Here is a 15,803-nt window from a genome sequence, read left to right as displayed (position 1 = left end):
TCTTCGCGGGCAAGCCCGCTCCCACAGTTACCGCACCGCCCTCGAGGCTTGTGCCATTTTGTGGGAGCGGGCTTGCCCGCGAAGAGGCCCGATCAGGCACTACATAGTACTGATCAAGCCTTTCTCCCTCAGCCTTCGTATCGCCCCTTCCATCGTCCGCATCCCGTCCGCCGCTCCCGCCTGCATCACCGAACACAACTGCGCCATCCGCCCCTCGCGCACCAGGTTGCGCACCGCAGGCGTCGCCACCAGCACCTCGCGCGCCGCCACCCGGCCGCCGCCCAGGCGTTTGACCAGCACCTGTGCCACCACCAACCTCAGCGACTCCGCCAGCATCGCCCGCACCAGCGGCTTTTCCTCCGCCGCAAACACCTCGACCAGCCGATCAATGCTGGCGGCCGCCGACCGCGTATGCACCGTGGCCAGCACCAGATGCCCGGTTTCGGCTGCGCGCAACGCCAGGCGGATGCTTTCCAGGTCGCGCAGTTCGCCAATCATGATCACATCCGGGTCCTGGCGCAGGGCGCTGCGCAGCCCTTGGGCAATGTCGCGACAATGCCGGCCAATCTCACGCTGGTTGACCAGGCTGCTGTGGCTGCTGTGGATAACTTCAACAGGGTCTTCGAGGGTAATGATATGCAGCGCCCGCTCACGATTGAGCCGGTCGATCAGTGCCGCCAGGGTACTCGACTTGCCGCTGCCGGTCGGGCCACCCACCAGCACCAGGCCATCCGAGTGCCGCGCAACGGATTGATACACTTCTTCAAGATCGAGTTCATCGACACTGGCAATGCGTTTCGCAATCAGACGGAACGTGGCCGCCAGGCCGTTCAACTGCCGAAATAGATTGAGACGAAAACGCCCCAGCGATACCCATTCAACTGCCAGGTCCAGCTCATCGCCCTGCAGCCATTGCCGGCACTGGCCCTCGTCGAGCAACGGCGTCAGTGCATCGCGCAAGGCGGCTGCCGTCACGCCCGGCAGTTGCATGCGCCGCAGTTCGCCATCCACACGCAGCATGGGTATTTCGCCCACGGCCAGATGCAGGTCGCTTGCCCCTGCATCCACGGCCCGGGCCAACAGGTCGGTCACGTCCATGAGACTCCCCAATAGCCATCAAGCAGGTAGAATGCCGAAGATCTCCAGAGCCGACGGCATTGATCCATGTCCACCATAGCAGACAACCTTTCCGCCCTCGCCGCCCGTATCCACAACGCTGCCCAGGCTGCCGGGCGCGACCCGGCCAGTGTCCAGCTGCTGGCGGTGAGCAAGACCAAACCGGCCGCCGCCATTCGCGAAATCCACGCCGCCGGCGTGTGTGATGTCGGGGAAAACTACCTGCAGGAAGCCTTGGCCAAGCAAGAAGAACTGCGCGACCTGCCCTTGATCTGGCACTTCATCGGCCCCATTCAGTCGAACAAGACCAAAGCCATTGCCGAACATTTCGACTGGGTACACTCCGTGGACCGCCTGAAGATCGCCCAACGTCTGTCCGAACAGCGCCCTGCGGGCCTGCCGCCGCTGAACATCTGCCTGCAGGTGAACGTCAGCGGCGAAGACAGCAAGTCCGGTTGCGCCCCGGCCGACCTGCCAGCGCTGGCCAAGGCCGTGGCAGCACTGCCCAACCTGCGCCTGCGCGGGCTGATGGCGATCCCCGAGCCGACCGATGACCGCGCCACTCAAGAGGCCGCCTTCGCCAGCCTGCGCCAGCTTCAGGAGAGCCTGCAGCTCGGCCTGGACACCCTGTCCATGGGCATGAGCCACGACCTGGAGGCCGCCATCGCCCAGGGAGCGACCTGGGTACGTATCGGTACCGCCCTGTTCGGCGCGCGCAATTACGGGCCCACCTGATTCCATGCTTTACTCACTCTTTCCCTCAAGGACCTGACATGAGCAAGACACGTATTGCCTTTATCGGCGCCGGCAACATGGCCGCCAGCCTGATCGGCGGCCTGCGTGCCCAAGGCCTGGACGCGGCGCAGATCCGTGCCAGCGACCCCGGCGCCGAGACCCGCACCCGCGTTCAGGCCGAGCACGGCATCGAGGCGTTCGAAGACAACGCCCAGGCCATTGCAGGTGCCGACGTGGTCGTGCTGGCAGTGAAACCGCAGGTCATGAAGGCCGTGTGCGAGGCGCTGAAGCCGAACCTGGAAGCCGGCCAGCTGATCGTTTCGATCGCCGCCGGCATTACCTGCGCGAGCCTGCAGGCCTGGCTCGGTGCCCGCCCGGTAGTGCGCTGCATGCCCAACACGCCAGCGCTGCTGCGCCAGGGTGTCAGCGGCCTGTACGCGACCGCTGAAGTGTCCGCCGAGCAACGCCAGCAGGCCGAACAACTGCTGTCGGCCGTCGGCACCGCCCTGTGGCTGGAACAGGAGCAGCAACTGGACGCCGTCACCGCGGTTTCCGGCAGTGGCCCTGCCTACTTCTTCCTGCTGATCGAAGCGATGACCGCTGCTGGCGTCAAGCTTGGCCTGCCACGCGAAACCGCCTCGCAACTGACTCTGCAAACCGCTCTGGGCGCCGCGCACATGGCCGTGGCCAGCGATGTCGATGCCGCAGAACTGCGCCGCCGCGTCACCTCGCCAGCCGGCACCACCGAAGCGGCAATCAAGTCGTTCCAGGGCAACGGCTTCGAAGCCATCGTCGAGCAGGCGCTGGAAGCGGCGTCGAAGCGTTCCGCCGAGCTGGCCGAACAACTGGGCAAATAAGGAGCTGTTGATGAATGCACTGTCCGGCGCCGCGATCTTCGTGGTGCAAACCCTGGTCAGCCTGTATCTGGTGATCGTCCTGCTGCGCTTCGTGCTGCAGCTGGTCAAGGCCAACTTCTACAACCCGCTGAGCCAGTTCGCCGTGCGCGCGACCCAGCCGCTGCTCAAGCCGATCCGCCGGGTAATCCCCAGCATCGGTGGCCTGGACACTTCGTCGCTGCTGCTGGCGATCGTCATCCAGGCGCTGCTGATGGGCTTCGTGCTGATGATCACCTACGGCACCTTCGGCGACATCCTGCACCTGCTGATGTGGGCGATCATCGGCATCACCTCGCTGTTCCTGAAAATCTTCTGGGTGGCGATGATCGTCATGGTGATCGTTTCCTGGGTCGCACCAAACAGCCACAACCCGGCTGCCGAGCTGGCCTGGCAGATCAGCGAACCGGTGCTGGCACCGTTCCGCCGCATCGTGCCGAACCTGGGCGGCATGGACATCTCGCCGATTTTCGCCTTCCTGGCGATTCAGGTGATCCAGTCGTTCGTCATGCCACCGCTGGCGGCCTACGCGGGCATGCCACAGGAACTGTGGCGGATGATCTGAGCCGCCAACCCTGCAGGTTGCCCCCAGCGGCAAGCCTTTGCTTGCCGCTGGGGGTAGTGCTCTTTAGACTTACGCCTCCGTCAAGCGTGAGCAGGGTCGATGTCCACTGTCCTTCCCGAAGATTCCGTCGGTCTGGTTACACCGCAAATTGCCAGGTTCGATGAACCGCTGGCCCTGGCCTGTGGCCGTTCGCTGAACAGCTACGAGCTGGTCTTTGAGACCTATGGCACCCTGAATGCCAGCGCGAGCAATGCCGTGCTGATCTGCCATGCCCTGTCCGGCCATCACCATGCTGCTGGCTACCATGCCACCACCGACCGCAAGCCGGGCTGGTGGGACAGCTGCATCGGCCCCGGCAAGCCGATCGATACCAACCGCTTCTTCGTGGTCAGCCTGAACAACCTCGGCGGCTGCAATGGCAGCACCGGCCCAAGCAGCATCAACCCGTCCACCGGCAAGCCTTATGGTGCCGAGTTCCCGGTACTGACCGTGGAAGACTGGGTGCACAGCCAGGCACGCCTGGCCGACCGCCTGGGCATTGCGCAGTGGGCGGCCATCGTCGGTGGCAGCCTGGGGGGCATGCAAGCCCTGCAATGGACCATTACTTACCCCGATCGCGTGCGTCACTGCGTGGACATCGCTTCGGCGCCCAAGCTGTCGGCACAGAACATCGCCTTCAACGAAGTGGCACGCCAGGCCATCCTCACCGACCCCGAATTCCACGGTGGCTCGTTCCAGGACCAAGGCGTGATTCCCAAGCGCGGCCTGATGCTGGCGCGTATGGTCGGCCACATCACTTACCTGTCCGACGACTCGATGGGTGAAAAATTCGGCCGCGAGCTGAAAAGCGACAAGCTCAACTACGACTTCCACAGCGTCGAATTCCAGGTCGAGAGCTACCTGCGCTACCAGGGCGAGGAGTTTTCCGGCCGCTTCGACGCCAATACCTACCTGCTGATGACCAAGGCCCTGGACTATTTCGACCCGGCCGCAGCCAATGGTGGCGACCTGGCGGCCACCCTGGCCAACGTCAAGGCGGATTACTGCATCATGTCGTTCACCACCGACTGGCGCTTCTCGCCGGCCCGCTCGCGAGAGATCGTCGATGCCTTGATGGCGGCACGCAAGAACGTCTGTTATCTGGAGATCGACTCACCTTATGGGCACGATGCCTTCCTGATCCCCACGCCTCGCTACATGCAGGGTTTCGCGAACTACATGAACCGCATCGCCATCTGAGGACACCATGAGAGCCGATCTGGAAATCATCCACGAGTGGATTCCCGCCGGTAGCCGGGTACTCGACCTGGGCTGCGGCAATGGCGAGTTGCTGGCTTCGCTGCGTGACCGCAAGCAAGTCACCGGCTATGGCCTGGAGATCGACGCCGACAACATCGCCGCCTGCGTGGCCAAGGGCGTCAACGTCATCGAGCAGGACCTCGACAAGGGCCTGGGCAACTTTGCCAGCAACAGCTTCGACGTGGTGATCATGACCCAGGCCCTGCAGGCCGTGGAGTACCCTGACCGTATCCTCGACGAGATGCTGCGGGTGGGGCGCCAGTGCATCATCACCTTCCCCAACTTCGGCCATTGGCGCTGCCGCTGGTACCTGGCCACCAAAGGCCGCATGCCGGTGTCGGACTTCATGCCGTACACCTGGTACAACACGCCGAACATCCACTTCTGCACCTTCGCCGACTTCGAAGAGCTGTGCCATGAGCGCCGTGCCAAGGTTCTTGACCGCCTGGCTGTCGACCACTTGCACCGTAACGGGTGGGGTGGGCGGCTTTGGCCTAATCTTCTAGGTGAAATCGGCATCTATCGCGTCAGCAGCCCAGGCCTGCAGGAGCACCAACTGGCAGTCTGACGCCCACCGGAGGATTCGCACCATGCGTCGCCTAGCCCTGCTCCTGATCAGCCTGTGCCTGGCCCTGCCAGTGATGGCAGCCGATGCTGCCAAACCCGAGCGCAAGGAAGTCTTCGGCGACGTGACGGTGCACTACAGCGCCTTCACCTCGAACATGCTGCAACCGAACATCGCCGCTGCCACCGGGCTCATCCGCAGCAAGAATCAAGGCGTGCTCAACATCGCCGTGCTCAAGGCCGACAAACCCGCCATGGCAGTGGTCAGCGGCACTGTGAAAGACCTGACCGGGCGTACCAGCCCGCTGTCGTTCAAGCAGATAACCGATCAGGGCGCCGTGTACTACATCGCCCAGTTCAAGATCGAGCAGGCAGAAACCCTGACCTTCGACCTCAACGTCGAGACCGGCGGGGTCAGCCATCCACTCAGTTTCAACCAGGAAGTGTTCCCAGGCGAATGATGAATTTCCAGCAACTCGTATTGGCCAGCCACAACGCCGGCAAACTCAAGGAACTGCAGGCCATGCTCGGCCAGTCCGTGCAACTGCGCTCGATCGGCGAATTCAGCCAGGTGGAGCCTGAGGAAACCGGCCTGTCGTTCGTCGAGAACGCCATCCTCAAGGCCCGCAATGCTGCGCGCATCTCCGGCCTGCCGGCGCTGGCCGACGACTCCGGCCTGGCCGTGGACTTCCTTGGCGGTGCGCCGGGCATCTACTCTGCGCGCTATGCCGACGGCAAGGGTGACGCGGCGAACAACGCCAAGCTGCTCGAAGCCCTGAAAGATGTGCCGCAAGAGCAACGCGGCGCTCAGTTCGTCTGCGTGCTGGCCCTGGTGCGCCACGCCGATGATCCGCTGCCGATCCTTTGCGAAGGCCTGTGGCACGGCAGCATTCTGTTCGAGGCCAGCGGCGAGCATGGTTTTGGCTACGACCCGCTGTTCTGGGTACCGGAGCGCAAGTGCTCCAGCGCCGACCTCGCTCCTGTGGATAAGAACCAGCTCAGCCACCGCGCCCGCGCCATGGCCTTGCTGCGTCAACGTCTGGGCCTGGCATGATCGCAACGCCGTCCCAAGCCGGCGTGGTGGCGCTCACCAGCCTGCCGCCGCTGGCGCTGTACATCCACATCCCGTGGTGTGTGCGCAAATGCCCTTACTGCGATTTCAACTCCCATGCCGCCGGGCCTGAGCTGCCGGAAGAGGCCTACGTCGACGCCCTGTTGACCGACCTCGACCTGGAACTGGCCGCCGTGCAGGGCCGGCCCCTGTCGTCGATCTTCTTCGGCGGCGGTACGCCCAGCCTGTTCAGCGCCAATGCCTTGGGGCGCCTGCTGCGCGGTGTGGAGCAACGCATCCCGTTCGCGTCGGACATCGAGATCACGCTCGAGGCCAACCCGGGGACCTTCGAGCAGGAGAAGTTCAAAGCCTACCGACAGACCGGCATCAACCGCCTGTCGATCGGCGTGCAAAGCTTCCAACCAGCCAAGCTGGAGGCGCTGGGGCGCATCCACAATGGCGACGAAGCGATCCGTGCCGCCGGCATGGCGCGCGCCGCGGGCTTCGACAACTTCAACATGGACCTGATGCACGGCCTGCCCGAGCAGTCGCTGGACGACGCCCTGGGCGACCTGCGCCAGGCCATCGACCTGGGGCCGACGCACCTGTCGTGGTACCAGCTGACCGTCGAGCCGAACACGGTGTTCTGGAACCAGCCGCCCGAACTGCCCGAAGACGATATCCTCTGGGACATCCAGGAAGCCGGCCAGGCGTTGATGGCGGCCAATGGCTTCAAGCAGTATGAAGTTTCAGCCTATGCCCAGGCCGGGCGTGCCGCCCGGCACAACCTCAACTACTGGCGCTTCGGCGACTTCATCGGCATCGGTGCCGGCGCCCACGGCAAGCTGACCTTTGCCGATGGCCGCATCCTGCGCACCTGGAAGACCCGCCTGCCCAAGGATTACCTGAACCTGGCCAAGCCGTTCAAGGCTGGCGAGAAGGTGCTGCCGGTGGACGAGCTGCCGTTCGAGTTCCTGATGAACGCCCTGCGCCTCACCGATGGCGTGGAAGCCGAGCTGTTCACCCAGCGCACCGGGCTGCCTCTGGAGCAACTGGCCAAAGCTCGTCGCGCAGCCGAACAAAAGGGCCTTTTGCAGGTCGAACCGGATCGACTGGTGGCCACGCCACGCGGCCAGCTGTTCCTCAATGACCTGCTGCAGTACTTCTTGACCTAAGGATGACCCATGGATCTGGTACTTGATCTGCTCGCCACGGTTTCCCGCTGGAGCCGCAGCAACCTGTCGGAGATTTCCCTGGCACTGGTAGGCTGCCTGCTGGTGCTGTTCGGCACTGATATCAAAGGCTGGGTGGACCAGCGCCTGGGTGCCCTGGCAGGCGCGCTGCGCGTGCCGGTGATGGCTGCACTGGTGATGATCGGCAGTGGTGCGGCGCTGATCTATGCCACGCCTTGGGTGGTGAAGGGGTTGGGGCAATTCAACAACTACGCGCTGGCGCCGGTTTTGTTGGTGGTGCTGGTGTTGATTGGCGTGGTCGCTGATCGTCGCGGGTGAGCCTGCTAAAAGCTGCCCCGGAGAACCAGGGCAGCCCTACCACCTGACTAGCCCTTACTGGGCATCATCGAAGTGATCGCGCATGAGGTCTCGAACGGTCTTGAGCACAGTCAAGATCCGGATGAGCTTCCAGACGCGGCTCAGCGCATCAAGCAAACGCTTCATATGCCTTGGCCTCCGTGTTGGCGGGCCAATCTTCCAGCATCTAACCGGCACTTCGATGCCTTCGAAAACTGTACGAATGTGTTCGGTGAAGTGGCCAGGTAAATGGCCCTTCGAGCAGAGTCACCGGCACGGTTCTCAGGCCGTGTCGAAGGGGCCGGAAAGCAGAATTCTTCTCCTACCCGGCCCATCACCGATACTCATCCATGCAGGAGCAGCGCGATCATACTTGGGATGCACTGCCAAAGCTGTTAGTAGCTCCGACACACATGATGCTGGATATTGCTGATCATTGACGCGCCATCTGAGGCTACCTATGATCAGCTGACTGTACGGGTGTTTTCGGTGAAACCCCGGAGCGAAGGATACTCAGTCCTGTCGCTCCCATAAAAAAAACCGCTCTTCTCAGAGCGGTTTTTTTTCGCCTGCATTTCTACAGACCTCAGCGTATCGATAGGCTCAATCAGCCGATCAATCCACCTTCTCGAACTTCAGATCCCACACCCCATGCCCCAGTCGCTCGCCGCGGCGCTCGAACTTGGTGATCGGGCGCTCTTCCGGGCGCGGCACGTAAGTACCGTCTTCAGCACGGTTACGATAACCCGGGGCTGCGCTCATCACTTCCAGCATGTACTCGGCATACGGTTCCCAGTCGGTTGCCATGTGGAACACGCCACCAGGCTTGAGCTTGCGCCGTACCAGCTCGGCGAACTCCAGCTGGACGATGCGCCGCTTGTGGTGACGCGCCTTGTGCCAAGGGTCAGGGAAGAACAACATCAGGCGGTCGAGGCTGTTGTCGGCCACGCAGCGGTTGAGCACCTCGATGGCGTCGCAGTCGTACACCCGCAGGTTCTTCAGGCCCTGTGTCAGCACACCATTGAGCAGCGCGCCAACACCCGGACGGTGCACTTCGACACCGATGAAGTCCTGCTCAGGCGCGGCAGCGGCCATCTCCAGCAGGGAATGGCCCATGCCGAAGCCGATCTCCAGGGTGCGAGGCGCCGAACGGCCGAACACCTGGTCATAATCCACCGGGCTGTCGGCCAGCGGCAGAATGTACAGCGGGCCGCCCTGGTCGAGGCCGCGTTGCTGGCCTTCGGTCATGCGCCCGGCGCGCATCACGAAACTCTTGATGCGGCGGTGTGGGCGCTGGTCGCCGTCGGCGGTGATCGGCGTATCTTGCGAGTCAGTCATCAGGGGCTCTTACTTGATCAGACCATCCAGCGGCGAAGAGGCGCTGGCGTAAAGTTTTTTCGGCATGCGACCGGCCAGGTAGGCCATGCGGCCGGCGACGATGGCGTGCTTCATGGCTTCGGCCATCAGCACCGGCTGCTGGGCATGGGCGATGGCCGAGTTCATCAGCACGGCTTCACAGCCCATTTCCATGGCGATGGTGGCATCGGAGGCGGTACCCACACCGGCGTCGACCAGTACCGGCACCTTCGACTCTTCGAGGATGATCTGCAGGTTGTACGGGTTGCAGATGCCCAGGCCAGTACCGATCAGGCCGGCCAGCGGCATCACCGCGATGCAGCCGGCTTCTGCCAGCTGGCGGGCGATGATCGGGTCGTCGCTGGTGTAGACCATCACGTCGAAACCGTCCTTGACCAGCACTTCGGCAGCCTTGAGGGTTTCGATCACGTTGGGGAACAGGGTTTTCTGGTCGGCCAGCACTTCCAGTTTCACCAGCGTGCGCGACTCGTGGGACTTGTGGCCATCGAGCAGCTCACGGGCCAGGCGGCAGGTACGTACCGCCTCGACAGCGTCAAAGCAACCTGCCGTGTTTGGCAGGATGGTGTACTTGTCGGGCGACAGCACGTCGAGCAGGTTCGGCTCGCCCGCATTCTGGCCCAGGTTGGTCCGGCGCACGGCCACAGTGACGATCTCGGCACCCGAGGCTTCGGTTGCCAGGCGGGTTTCGTCCATGTCACGGTATTTGCCGGTGCCAACCAGCAGGCGCGACTGGAAAGTGCGCCCGGCCAGGATGAAGGGCTTGTCGCTACGAACGTTGCTCATCGTTGTTCCTCTGAAAAGGTTACGGGGCTATCAGGTGAATCGCCGGTGAATGCTCAACCGCCACCGATGGCATGGACCACTTCGACCTGGTCGCCTTCGTTAAGCTGGGTGCTGTCGTGCTGGCTGCGCGGCACGATATCCAGGTTGAGTTCCACCGCCACCCGGCGCCCGGTCAGTTCCAGGCGGGCCAGCAGGGCCGCGACGCTTTCGCCAGCGGGCAATTCGTAAGGTTCACCGTTCAGTTGAATGCGCATGCGCACGGCCACCATTGTTCTTTGGGGCCCGCATTCTAGCGCCGATCCACGCACGAACCCAAGGGCGCTGCACGCCATTAGTCGCGATTGTGGACCGTTCGGTCAGCCCAGGCGCCAGGCAGCCAGGCCCAGGCACAGCCAACCGGCGAGGAAGCACAGGCCGCCGACGGGGGTGATCATGCCCAGCTTGCCAAGGCCGCTGAGGGTCAGCAGGTACAGGCTACCGGAGAACAGCACGATCCCCAGGGCGAACAGACCGCCGGCCCAGCCGACCAGACGCCCAGGCAGGTGCGCCGAAAGCACGGCGACACCAAAGATCGCCAGGGCATGCACCAGCTGATAGGTCACCCCCGTATGGAAAATGGCCAGGTAATCGGCCGTCAGGCGGTTCTTCAGCCCATGTGCGGCGAACGCGCCCAAGGCGACGCCGGTAAAGCCGAAAAAGGCGGCAAGCATGAGGAAGCTGCGAAGCATGGGACGACTCCTTGTATCGGGTCTGTATAATGGCCCGTTCCACCGGTCCGGCCAAGCTATCGCCATGCTGTCATCCATTCTCCGCCGCCTCGCCCGCGCCCTGCTCTGGTTCGCTGTCGGCAGCATTTTGCTGGTACTGGTGTTTCGCTGGGTGCCACCGCCGGGCACCGCCTTGATGCTCGAGCGCAAGGTGCAATCGTGGGTGAGTGGCGAACCGATCGACCTGCAACGCGACTGGGAACCGTGGGAAAACATCTCCGACGAGCTCAAGGTGGCGGTCATCGCCGGTGAAGACCAGAAGTTCGCCAGCCATTGGGGCTTCGACATCCCGGCAATCCAGGCGGCACTGGCGTACAACGAGCGTGGCGGCAGTGTTCGTGGCGCCAGCACCCTGACCCAGCAAGTGGCCAAGAACCTGTTCCTGTGGTCAGGCCGCAGCTGGTTCCGCAAGGGGCTGGAAGCCTGGTTCACCGCGCTGATCGAGCTGTTCTGGTCGAAGGAGCGGATTCTCGAGGTCTACCTGAACAGTGCCGAGTGGGGCAAAGGCGTGTTCGGTGCCCAGGCTGCGGCGCGTTATCACTTTGGTGTCGATGCCAGCCGGCTGACCCGCCAGCAGGCCGCACAACTGGCGGCGGTGCTGCCGAGCCCGATCAAGTGGAGTGCCAGCCGGCCGAGTGCCTATGTGGCGAGCCGGGCGGGGTGGATTCGCCGGCAGATGAGCCAGTTGGGTGGGCCGAGCTACCTGATGCAGCTGGATGCTTCGCGTCGGCCTTGAGCTGATTGGCATGCGATAGGGCCTGTAAAGCCAAACCCAATGAAAAAGCCGCTCACCCTCTCGGGTCAGCGGCTTTTTAGTGCAGCCAGGCTTGATCAGACGGTGATCAACGCCTTGACCTTGTTCATCGCATTTTTCTCCAGCTGGCGGATCCGCTCAGCCGAAACGCTGTACTTGTCAGCCAGCTCATGCAACGTGGCCTTCTCTTCCGCCAACCAGCGCTGGTAGAGAATATCCCGACTACGATCATCCAGGCCTTGCAGCGCTTCATGCAGGTTGCTGGTGGAGTTGTCGCTCCAGTCTGCATCCTCCAGCTGCACCGCCGGGTCGTAGCGGTGGTCTTCCAGATAATGCGCAGGCGACTGGAAGGCGCTGTCGTCATCCGCTTCGGCTGCCGGGTCGAAGGCCATGTCCTGGCCACTCAGGCGGCTTTCCATTTCGCGCACTTCACGTGGCTCGACGCCGAGGCTTTCCGCCACGCGATGCACTTCGTCGTTGTTCAGCCAGGCCAGACGCTTCTTCTGGCTGCGCAGGTTGAAGAACAGCTTGCGCTGGGCCTTGGTGGTCGCCACCTTGACGATGCGCCAGTTGCGCAGGATGAATTCGTGGATCTCTGCCTTGATCCAGTGCACGGCGAAGGACACCAGGCGCACACCCATTTCCGGGTTGAAGCGCTTCACGGCCTTCATCAGGCCGACGTTACCTTCCTGGATCAGGTCAGCCTGAGCCAGCCCGTAGCCTGCATAGCTGCGTGCGATATGTACAACGAAACGCAGGTGGGCCATCACCATTTGCCGAGCGGCCTCGAGATCCTGCTCGTAGTAGAGACGCTCGGCCAGATCACGCTCCTGCTCGACAGACAACAGCGGGATGCTGTTGACCGTGTGCACGTAGGCTTCCAGGTTTGCACCGGGTACCAGGGCATAGGCAGGTTGCAACGATGTGGTCATTCAAGAACCTCCGACTTACAAAACTCGCGCCTTGTGAGCGCTGCCAACATAGACCCGGAACGACCGTACAAGTTCCATCGTGAAGAAAATGTCAATGCTGGCACGTAAAAACTATCGCGGCGCCAGCTCGTTCAGATGGCGGGCAACGGCGATCCATGCACCGATATACCCCAACAGCACCGCTCCGATCAAGAGCGACAGACCATCGGAAGCTGGTACCCCGCCCAGGGCGAAGTCACTGCCGTACAGCCCGGACAGCCCTACCACGGCCTCGTTCAGCCAGTTCAGGCCAAACGCCAGGATCGCCCAGGCCAGCACGCCCGCACCCAGGCCGTACAAGGCGCCCATGTACAGGAAAGGCCGGCGCACGTAGCTGTCGGTACCGCCTACCAGCTTGATCACTTCGATCTCGATGCGGCGGTTTTCAATATGTAGACGAATTGTGTTACCGATTACTAACAGCAGCGCAGAAATCAGCATCACTGCCAGACCGAAGACAAACCGGTCGCCCAGCTTGAGGATCGCCGCCAGGCGCTCCACCCATACCAGGTCCAGTTGCGCGTTCTCCACCCTTGGCAGCTCCGCCAGGCGCTGACGCAGGGCTTCCAGGGCCGGCTTGTCGACTTCGGTAGGGGTCACCACCACGACACCGGGCAACGGGTTGTCGGGCAGCTCGCGCAGGGCTTCGCCCAACCCGGACTGCTGCTGGAACTCTTCCAGGGCCTGCCCCGGGCTGACGTACTGGGCGTCGGCGACCCCCGGCATACGCCTGATGTCGTCGCGCAGGGCTTCACCCTGCTGGTTGCCCGCATCGAGCTTGAGGTAGAGCGAAATCTGCGCAGCGCGCTGCCAGGAGCCTCCCAGCACCTCGATGTTCTTCAACAGCAGCGACAGGCCCATCGGCATGCTCAGGGCCACGGCCATCACCAGACAGGTGAAGAAGCTGCCGATCGGCTGCTTGCCCAGGCGCCGCAAGCTGTCGGCTAGGCTGGCGCGATGGCTTTCCAGCCAGGCGTGCAGCAGGGTGCGGAAGTCCGGACCGTCGTCGTCGTGATCGCCGCCTTTCTTCTTGGCCGGCTGCGGGTCGGCTGCCTTGGGCGCAACGCGTTCGGAAACCTTTGGTGTACGTGTAGTGCTCATTGCCCGGCCTCCCCATCGCCGATCAGACGGCCGCGCTGCAGGGTCAGCATGCGGTGGCGCATACGCGCAATCAGTGCCAGGTCGTGGCTGGCGATCAGAACCGTGGTGCCCAGGCGGTTGATGTCCTCGAAGACGCCCATGATTTCTGCAGCCAGGCGCGGGTCGAGGTTACCGGTGGGTTCGTCGGCCAGCAGCAAGGCCGGCTGGTGGACGATGGCGCGGGCGATACCGACCCGCTGCTGCTGGCCAGTGGACAGGTCGGCCGGGAACAGCTCGCCCTTGTCAGACAGCGAAACGCGCTCCAGCGCCGAATCCACTCGCTTGGCGATTTCGGCCTTGGACAAGCCGAGAATCTGCAGCGGCAGGGCGATGTTGTTGAACACCGTGCGGTCGAACAGCAGCTGGTGGTTCTGGAACACCACGCCGATCTGCCGGCGCAGGAACGGGATCTGCGCATTGCTGATCTGGCCCAGGTCCTGCCCGGCCAGCATCAGCTTGCCGCTGGTCGGGCGTTCCATGGCCAGCAGCAGGCGCAGCAAGGTGCTCTTGCCCGCGCCCGAGTGCCCGGTGACGAACAGGAACTCGCCCCGGCGCGCGCGAAAACTCAGCTCGTGCAAGCCGACATGGCCGTTAGGGTAGCGCTTGGCAACCTGTTCGAATCGGATCATGGTCAGTCTCGCTCGGCGAACAGAGCCTTGACGAACGGCTCGGCTTCGAAGGTACGCAGGTCGTCGATGCCTTCACCGACACCGATGAAGCGGATCGGGATGTTGAACTGCTTGGCCAGGGCAAAGATCACCCCGCCCTTGGCGGTGCCGTCCAGCTTGGTCAGGGCCAGGCCGGTCAGTTCGACGCTCTGGTTGAAGTACTTGGCCTGGCTGATGGCGTTCTGCCCGGTACCGGCGTCGAGCACCAGCAGCACCTCGTGCGGCGCCTCGGCGTCGAGCTTGCCGATTACCCGGCGAACCTTTTTCAGCTCTTCCATCAGGTTGTCTTTGGTGTGCAAGCGGCCGGCGGTGTCGGCGATCAGCACATCCACACCACGGGCCTTGGCGGCCTGCACGGCGTCGAAGATCACCGAGGCGGAATCGGCACCGGTGTGCTGGGCGATCACCGGGATCTGGTTACGCTCGCCCCAGACCTGCAACTGCTCGACGGCGGCGGCGCGGAAGGTATCACCGGCAGCCAACATGACTTTCTTGCCTTCCAGCTGCAGCTTCTTGGCCAGCTTGCCGATGGTGGTGGTCTTGCCGGCACCGTTCACGCCAACCACCAGAATCACATAGGGCTTGTTCTGCGCTTCGACCTTGAGCGGCTGCTCGACCGGGCGCAGCAGTGCGGCCAGTTCTTCCTGCAGCGACTTGTACAGCGCGTCGGCGTCAGCCAGTTGCTTGCGGGCGACCTTCTGGGTCAGGTTCTGAACGATGGACGATGTGGCTTCGACGCCGACGTCGGCAGTCAGCAGGCGGGTTTCGATCTCGTCGAGCAGGTCGTCATCGATGACCTTCTTGCCCAGGAACAGGCTGGCCATGCCTTCGCCGATGCTGGCGCTGGTCTTCGACAGGCCCTGCTTGAGGCGGGCGAAGAAACCTGGTTTGGACTGCTCGGTGGCCACCGGCGCCGCAACCACTGGCGCAGGCTCAGGTGCCACCGGCGCAGGGGCTGCGACTGGGGCCACCACCGGCTCTGGCGCTGGACGTTCAGGAATCACCGGCGGCGCCTTGGGCTCCAGGTCCGGCACCAGCGCCACGGGCTCTTCGGCAACCGGAAGTACCAGATTGCTGACAGGGGCGGCATGCTCGACCGCCGGGGCAGCCTCGACCGGCGCTGCTTGCAGAGGCACGGAGGCGACGGGCTCAGGCGCCGGGGCCACCAGCGGCTCAGAGGCGATTGGCTCAGGCGTCGGCGCTTGCAATGGCTGGGAAGCGACCGGCGCTGGCACAGGTGCTTCTACCACCGGGACCACCGGCTCGACCGGCGCAGGCTGCTGCGCCTCGACAAGCGGCTGCTGGGCAGCAGGCGGCGGCGCTACTGGCTCGGCTGGCTGCACCTCGGGCGCTTGTGGCTCAGGCGTTTGAGGCTGTTCGGCGACAGGTTGCTGCGGCTTCTTGCGAAACCAGCTGAACAGGCCTTTTTTCTCGCCAGCCTCGGCCGGCGCTTTTTTGTCGTCGTTGGAACCAAACATGGAAGACGGCTATCTCAGGGTAGCGATGGGCCAGCATCTGGCGCATCGGGAATTCTCTAAACGCAGAACAGACTATTTTGAATCCGACTGGTTCATGCGCAATGTTTTGTCTT

General features: G+C 63.3%; 19 protein-coding genes. 10 read left to right on the top strand and 9 right to left on the bottom strand.

The genetic code is table 11. The features are described from left to right. Positions 1-99: 99 nt before the first annotated feature. On the bottom strand, positions 100-1,098 hold the full coding sequence (locus OCX61_RS01485) for a type IV pilus twitching motility protein PilT (protein WP_261942318.1): 999 nt from the start codon (positions 1,096-1,098) through the stop codon (positions 100-102). A 66-nt stretch (positions 1,099-1,164) separates the two neighbouring features. Between OCX61_RS01485 and OCX61_RS01480 the strand changes: the two genes are divergently transcribed. The 9 genes from OCX61_RS01480 (at position 1,165) to OCX61_RS01440 (ending at position 7,734) form a co-directional block, all read left to right on the top strand. Further along, on the top strand, positions 1,165-1,851 hold the full coding sequence (locus OCX61_RS01480) for a YggS family pyridoxal phosphate-dependent enzyme (RefSeq protein ID WP_261942317.1): 687 nt from the start codon (positions 1,165-1,167) through the stop codon (positions 1,849-1,851). 38 nt (positions 1,852-1,889) lie between these two features. Beyond that, positions 1,890-2,708 carry a pyrroline-5-carboxylate reductase gene (gene proC / locus OCX61_RS01475; protein ID WP_261942316.1) on the top strand — a complete coding sequence of 273 codons (819 nt, stop codon included), beginning with the start codon at positions 1,890-1,892 and terminating at the stop codon, positions 2,706-2,708. Positions 2,709-2,718: 10 nt separating this feature from the next. Continuing rightward, on the top strand, positions 2,719-3,309 hold the full coding sequence (locus OCX61_RS01470; protein WP_085677934.1) for a YggT family protein: 591 nt from the start codon (positions 2,719-2,721) through the stop codon (positions 3,307-3,309). Between the two features lie 99 nt (positions 3,310-3,408). Then, on the top strand, positions 3,409-4,548 hold the full coding sequence (gene metX / locus OCX61_RS01465; protein ID WP_261942315.1) for a homoserine O-succinyltransferase MetX: 1,140 nt from the start codon (positions 3,409-3,411) through the stop codon (positions 4,546-4,548). A gap of 7 nt (positions 4,549-4,555) precedes the next feature. Beyond that, positions 4,556-5,176: a methionine biosynthesis protein MetW gene (metW, locus tag OCX61_RS01460; protein ID WP_027920979.1), complete on the top strand. Its 621-nt coding sequence runs from the start codon at positions 4,556-4,558 to the stop codon at positions 5,174-5,176. A 22-nt stretch (positions 5,177-5,198) separates the two neighbouring features. Next, positions 5,199-5,633 carry a DUF4426 domain-containing protein gene (locus tag OCX61_RS01455; protein WP_261942314.1) on the top strand — a complete coding sequence of 145 codons (435 nt, stop codon included), beginning with the start codon at positions 5,199-5,201 and terminating at the stop codon, positions 5,631-5,633. Further along, positions 5,630-6,226 carry an RdgB/HAM1 family non-canonical purine NTP pyrophosphatase gene (gene rdgB / locus OCX61_RS01450; protein WP_085677931.1) on the top strand — a complete coding sequence of 199 codons (597 nt, stop codon included), beginning with the start codon at positions 5,630-5,632 and terminating at the stop codon, positions 6,224-6,226. Before OCX61_RS01455 ends, rdgB begins: the two co-directional genes overlap by 4 nt. Continuing rightward, a complete protein-coding gene (hemW, locus tag OCX61_RS01445; RefSeq protein ID WP_261942313.1) occupies positions 6,223-7,398 on the top strand; it encodes a radical SAM family heme chaperone HemW in 1,176 nt (391 codons plus the stop codon). The genes rdgB and hemW overlap by 4 nt, the downstream gene beginning before the upstream one ends. Before the next feature lie 9 nt (positions 7,399-7,407). Then, the gene (locus OCX61_RS01440) at positions 7,408-7,734 is read left to right on the top strand and encodes a DUF3392 family protein (protein WP_027920975.1); all 327 of its coding nucleotides are present in this window, start codon (positions 7,408-7,410) and stop codon (positions 7,732-7,734) included. 633 nt (positions 7,735-8,367) lie between these two features. On the opposite strand, the gene trmB is transcribed toward OCX61_RS01440, so the two are convergent. The 4 genes from trmB to OCX61_RS01420 all read right to left on the bottom strand — a co-directional run bounded on the left by trmB (position 8,368) and on the right by OCX61_RS01420 (position 10,640). Then, positions 8,368-9,090, bottom strand: a complete 723-nt coding sequence (gene trmB / locus OCX61_RS01435) for a tRNA (guanosine(46)-N7)-methyltransferase TrmB (protein WP_261942312.1) — start codon at positions 9,088-9,090, stop codon at positions 8,368-8,370. Positions 9,091-9,099: 9 nt separating this feature from the next. After that, the gene (locus OCX61_RS01430; RefSeq protein ID WP_261942311.1) at positions 9,100-9,912 is read right to left on the bottom strand and encodes a thiazole synthase; all 813 of its coding nucleotides are present in this window, start codon (positions 9,910-9,912) and stop codon (positions 9,100-9,102) included. 53 nt (positions 9,913-9,965) lie between these two features. Next, positions 9,966-10,166 carry a sulfur carrier protein ThiS gene (gene thiS, locus OCX61_RS01425; protein ID WP_085677998.1) on the bottom strand — a complete coding sequence of 67 codons (201 nt, stop codon included), beginning with the start codon at positions 10,164-10,166 and terminating at the stop codon, positions 9,966-9,968. 102 nt (positions 10,167-10,268) lie between these two features. Then, positions 10,269-10,640, bottom strand: a complete 372-nt coding sequence (locus tag OCX61_RS01420; RefSeq protein ID WP_261942310.1) for a DUF423 domain-containing protein — start codon at positions 10,638-10,640, stop codon at positions 10,269-10,271. Positions 10,641-10,704: 64 nt separating this feature from the next. On the opposite strand from OCX61_RS01420, the gene mtgA reads away from it, so the two are divergent. Beyond that, positions 10,705-11,415, top strand: a complete 711-nt coding sequence (mtgA, locus tag OCX61_RS01415; protein WP_261942309.1) for a monofunctional biosynthetic peptidoglycan transglycosylase — start codon at positions 10,705-10,707, stop codon at positions 11,413-11,415. A gap of 95 nt (positions 11,416-11,510) precedes the next feature. Here mtgA and rpoH read toward each other — a convergent pair whose 3' ends face one another. From rpoH to ftsY, 4 genes are all read right to left on the bottom strand, one after another. Next, positions 11,511-12,365 carry an RNA polymerase sigma factor RpoH gene (gene rpoH / locus OCX61_RS01410; RefSeq protein WP_054884203.1) on the bottom strand — a complete coding sequence of 285 codons (855 nt, stop codon included), beginning with the start codon at positions 12,363-12,365 and terminating at the stop codon, positions 11,511-11,513. A gap of 111 nt (positions 12,366-12,476) precedes the next feature. Beyond that, the gene (gene ftsX, locus OCX61_RS01405) at positions 12,477-13,505 is read right to left on the bottom strand and encodes a permease-like cell division protein FtsX (RefSeq protein ID WP_261942308.1); all 1,029 of its coding nucleotides are present in this window, start codon (positions 13,503-13,505) and stop codon (positions 12,477-12,479) included. Next, positions 13,502-14,173, bottom strand: coding sequence for a cell division ATP-binding protein FtsE (gene ftsE / locus OCX61_RS01400; protein ID WP_012274659.1), 672 nt, complete (start codon positions 14,171-14,173; stop codon positions 13,502-13,504). Before ftsE ends, ftsX begins: the two co-directional genes overlap by 4 nt. Before the next feature lie 2 nt (positions 14,174-14,175). Further along, positions 14,176-15,690, bottom strand: coding sequence for a signal recognition particle-docking protein FtsY (gene ftsY, locus OCX61_RS01395; protein ID WP_261942307.1), 1,515 nt, complete (start codon positions 15,688-15,690; stop codon positions 14,176-14,178). Positions 15,691-15,803 lie beyond the last annotated feature (113 nt).

Source organism: Pseudomonas sp. LRP2-20, assembly GCF_024349685.1.
GTDB lineage: Bacteria > Pseudomonadota > Gammaproteobacteria > Pseudomonadales > Pseudomonadaceae > Aquipseudomonas.
The sequence above is the reverse complement of the archived record's forward strand: the minus strand, read 5'-3'. Positions and strand labels throughout refer to the sequence as shown.

Excerpts from the sequence above, each read along its gene's own strand:
- OCX61_RS01480 (WP_261942317.1), top strand. The coding sequence starts at position 1,165 with ATGTCCACCATAGCAGACAACCTTTCCGCCCTCGCCGCCCGTATCCAC.
- OCX61_RS01430 (WP_261942311.1), bottom strand. The coding sequence starts at position 9,912 with ATGAGCAACGTTCGTAGCGACAAGCCCTTCATCCTGGCCGGGCGCACT.
- trmB (WP_261942312.1), bottom strand. The coding sequence starts at position 9,090 with ATGACTGACTCGCAAGATACGCCGATCACCGCCGACGGCGACCAGCGC.
- OCX61_RS01470 (WP_085677934.1), top strand. The coding sequence starts at position 2,719 with ATGAATGCACTGTCCGGCGCCGCGATCTTCGTGGTGCAAACCCTGGTC.
- OCX61_RS01440 (WP_027920975.1), top strand. The coding sequence starts at position 7,408 with ATGGATCTGGTACTTGATCTGCTCGCCACGGTTTCCCGCTGGAGCCGC.
- rdgB (WP_085677931.1), top strand. The coding sequence starts at position 5,630 with ATGATGAATTTCCAGCAACTCGTATTGGCCAGCCACAACGCCGGCAAA.
- metW (WP_027920979.1), top strand. The coding sequence starts at position 4,556 with ATGAGAGCCGATCTGGAAATCATCCACGAGTGGATTCCCGCCGGTAGC.
- rpoH (WP_054884203.1), bottom strand. The coding sequence starts at position 12,365 with ATGACCACATCGTTGCAACCTGCCTATGCCCTGGTACCCGGTGCAAAC.
- metX (WP_261942315.1), top strand. The coding sequence starts at position 3,409 with ATGTCCACTGTCCTTCCCGAAGATTCCGTCGGTCTGGTTACACCGCAA.
- proC (WP_261942316.1), top strand. The coding sequence starts at position 1,890 with ATGAGCAAGACACGTATTGCCTTTATCGGCGCCGGCAACATGGCCGCC.
- ftsX (WP_261942308.1), bottom strand. The coding sequence starts at position 13,505 with ATGAGCACTACACGTACACCAAAGGTTTCCGAACGCGTTGCGCCCAAG.
- OCX61_RS01485 (WP_261942318.1), bottom strand. The coding sequence starts at position 1,098 with ATGGACGTGACCGACCTGTTGGCCCGGGCCGTGGATGCAGGGGCAAGC.
- ftsE (WP_012274659.1), bottom strand. The coding sequence starts at position 14,173 with ATGATCCGATTCGAACAGGTTGCCAAGCGCTACCCTAACGGCCATGTC.
- ftsY (WP_261942307.1), bottom strand. The coding sequence starts at position 15,690 with ATGTTTGGTTCCAACGACGACAAAAAAGCGCCGGCCGAGGCTGGCGAG.
- mtgA (WP_261942309.1), top strand. The coding sequence starts at position 10,705 with ATGCTGTCATCCATTCTCCGCCGCCTCGCCCGCGCCCTGCTCTGGTTC.
- hemW (WP_261942313.1), top strand. The coding sequence starts at position 6,223 with ATGATCGCAACGCCGTCCCAAGCCGGCGTGGTGGCGCTCACCAGCCTG.
- OCX61_RS01420 (WP_261942310.1), bottom strand. The coding sequence starts at position 10,640 with ATGCTTCGCAGCTTCCTCATGCTTGCCGCCTTTTTCGGCTTTACCGGC.
- OCX61_RS01455 (WP_261942314.1), top strand. The coding sequence starts at position 5,199 with ATGCGTCGCCTAGCCCTGCTCCTGATCAGCCTGTGCCTGGCCCTGCCA.
- thiS (WP_085677998.1), bottom strand. The coding sequence starts at position 10,166 with ATGCGCATTCAACTGAACGGTGAACCTTACGAATTGCCCGCTGGCGAA.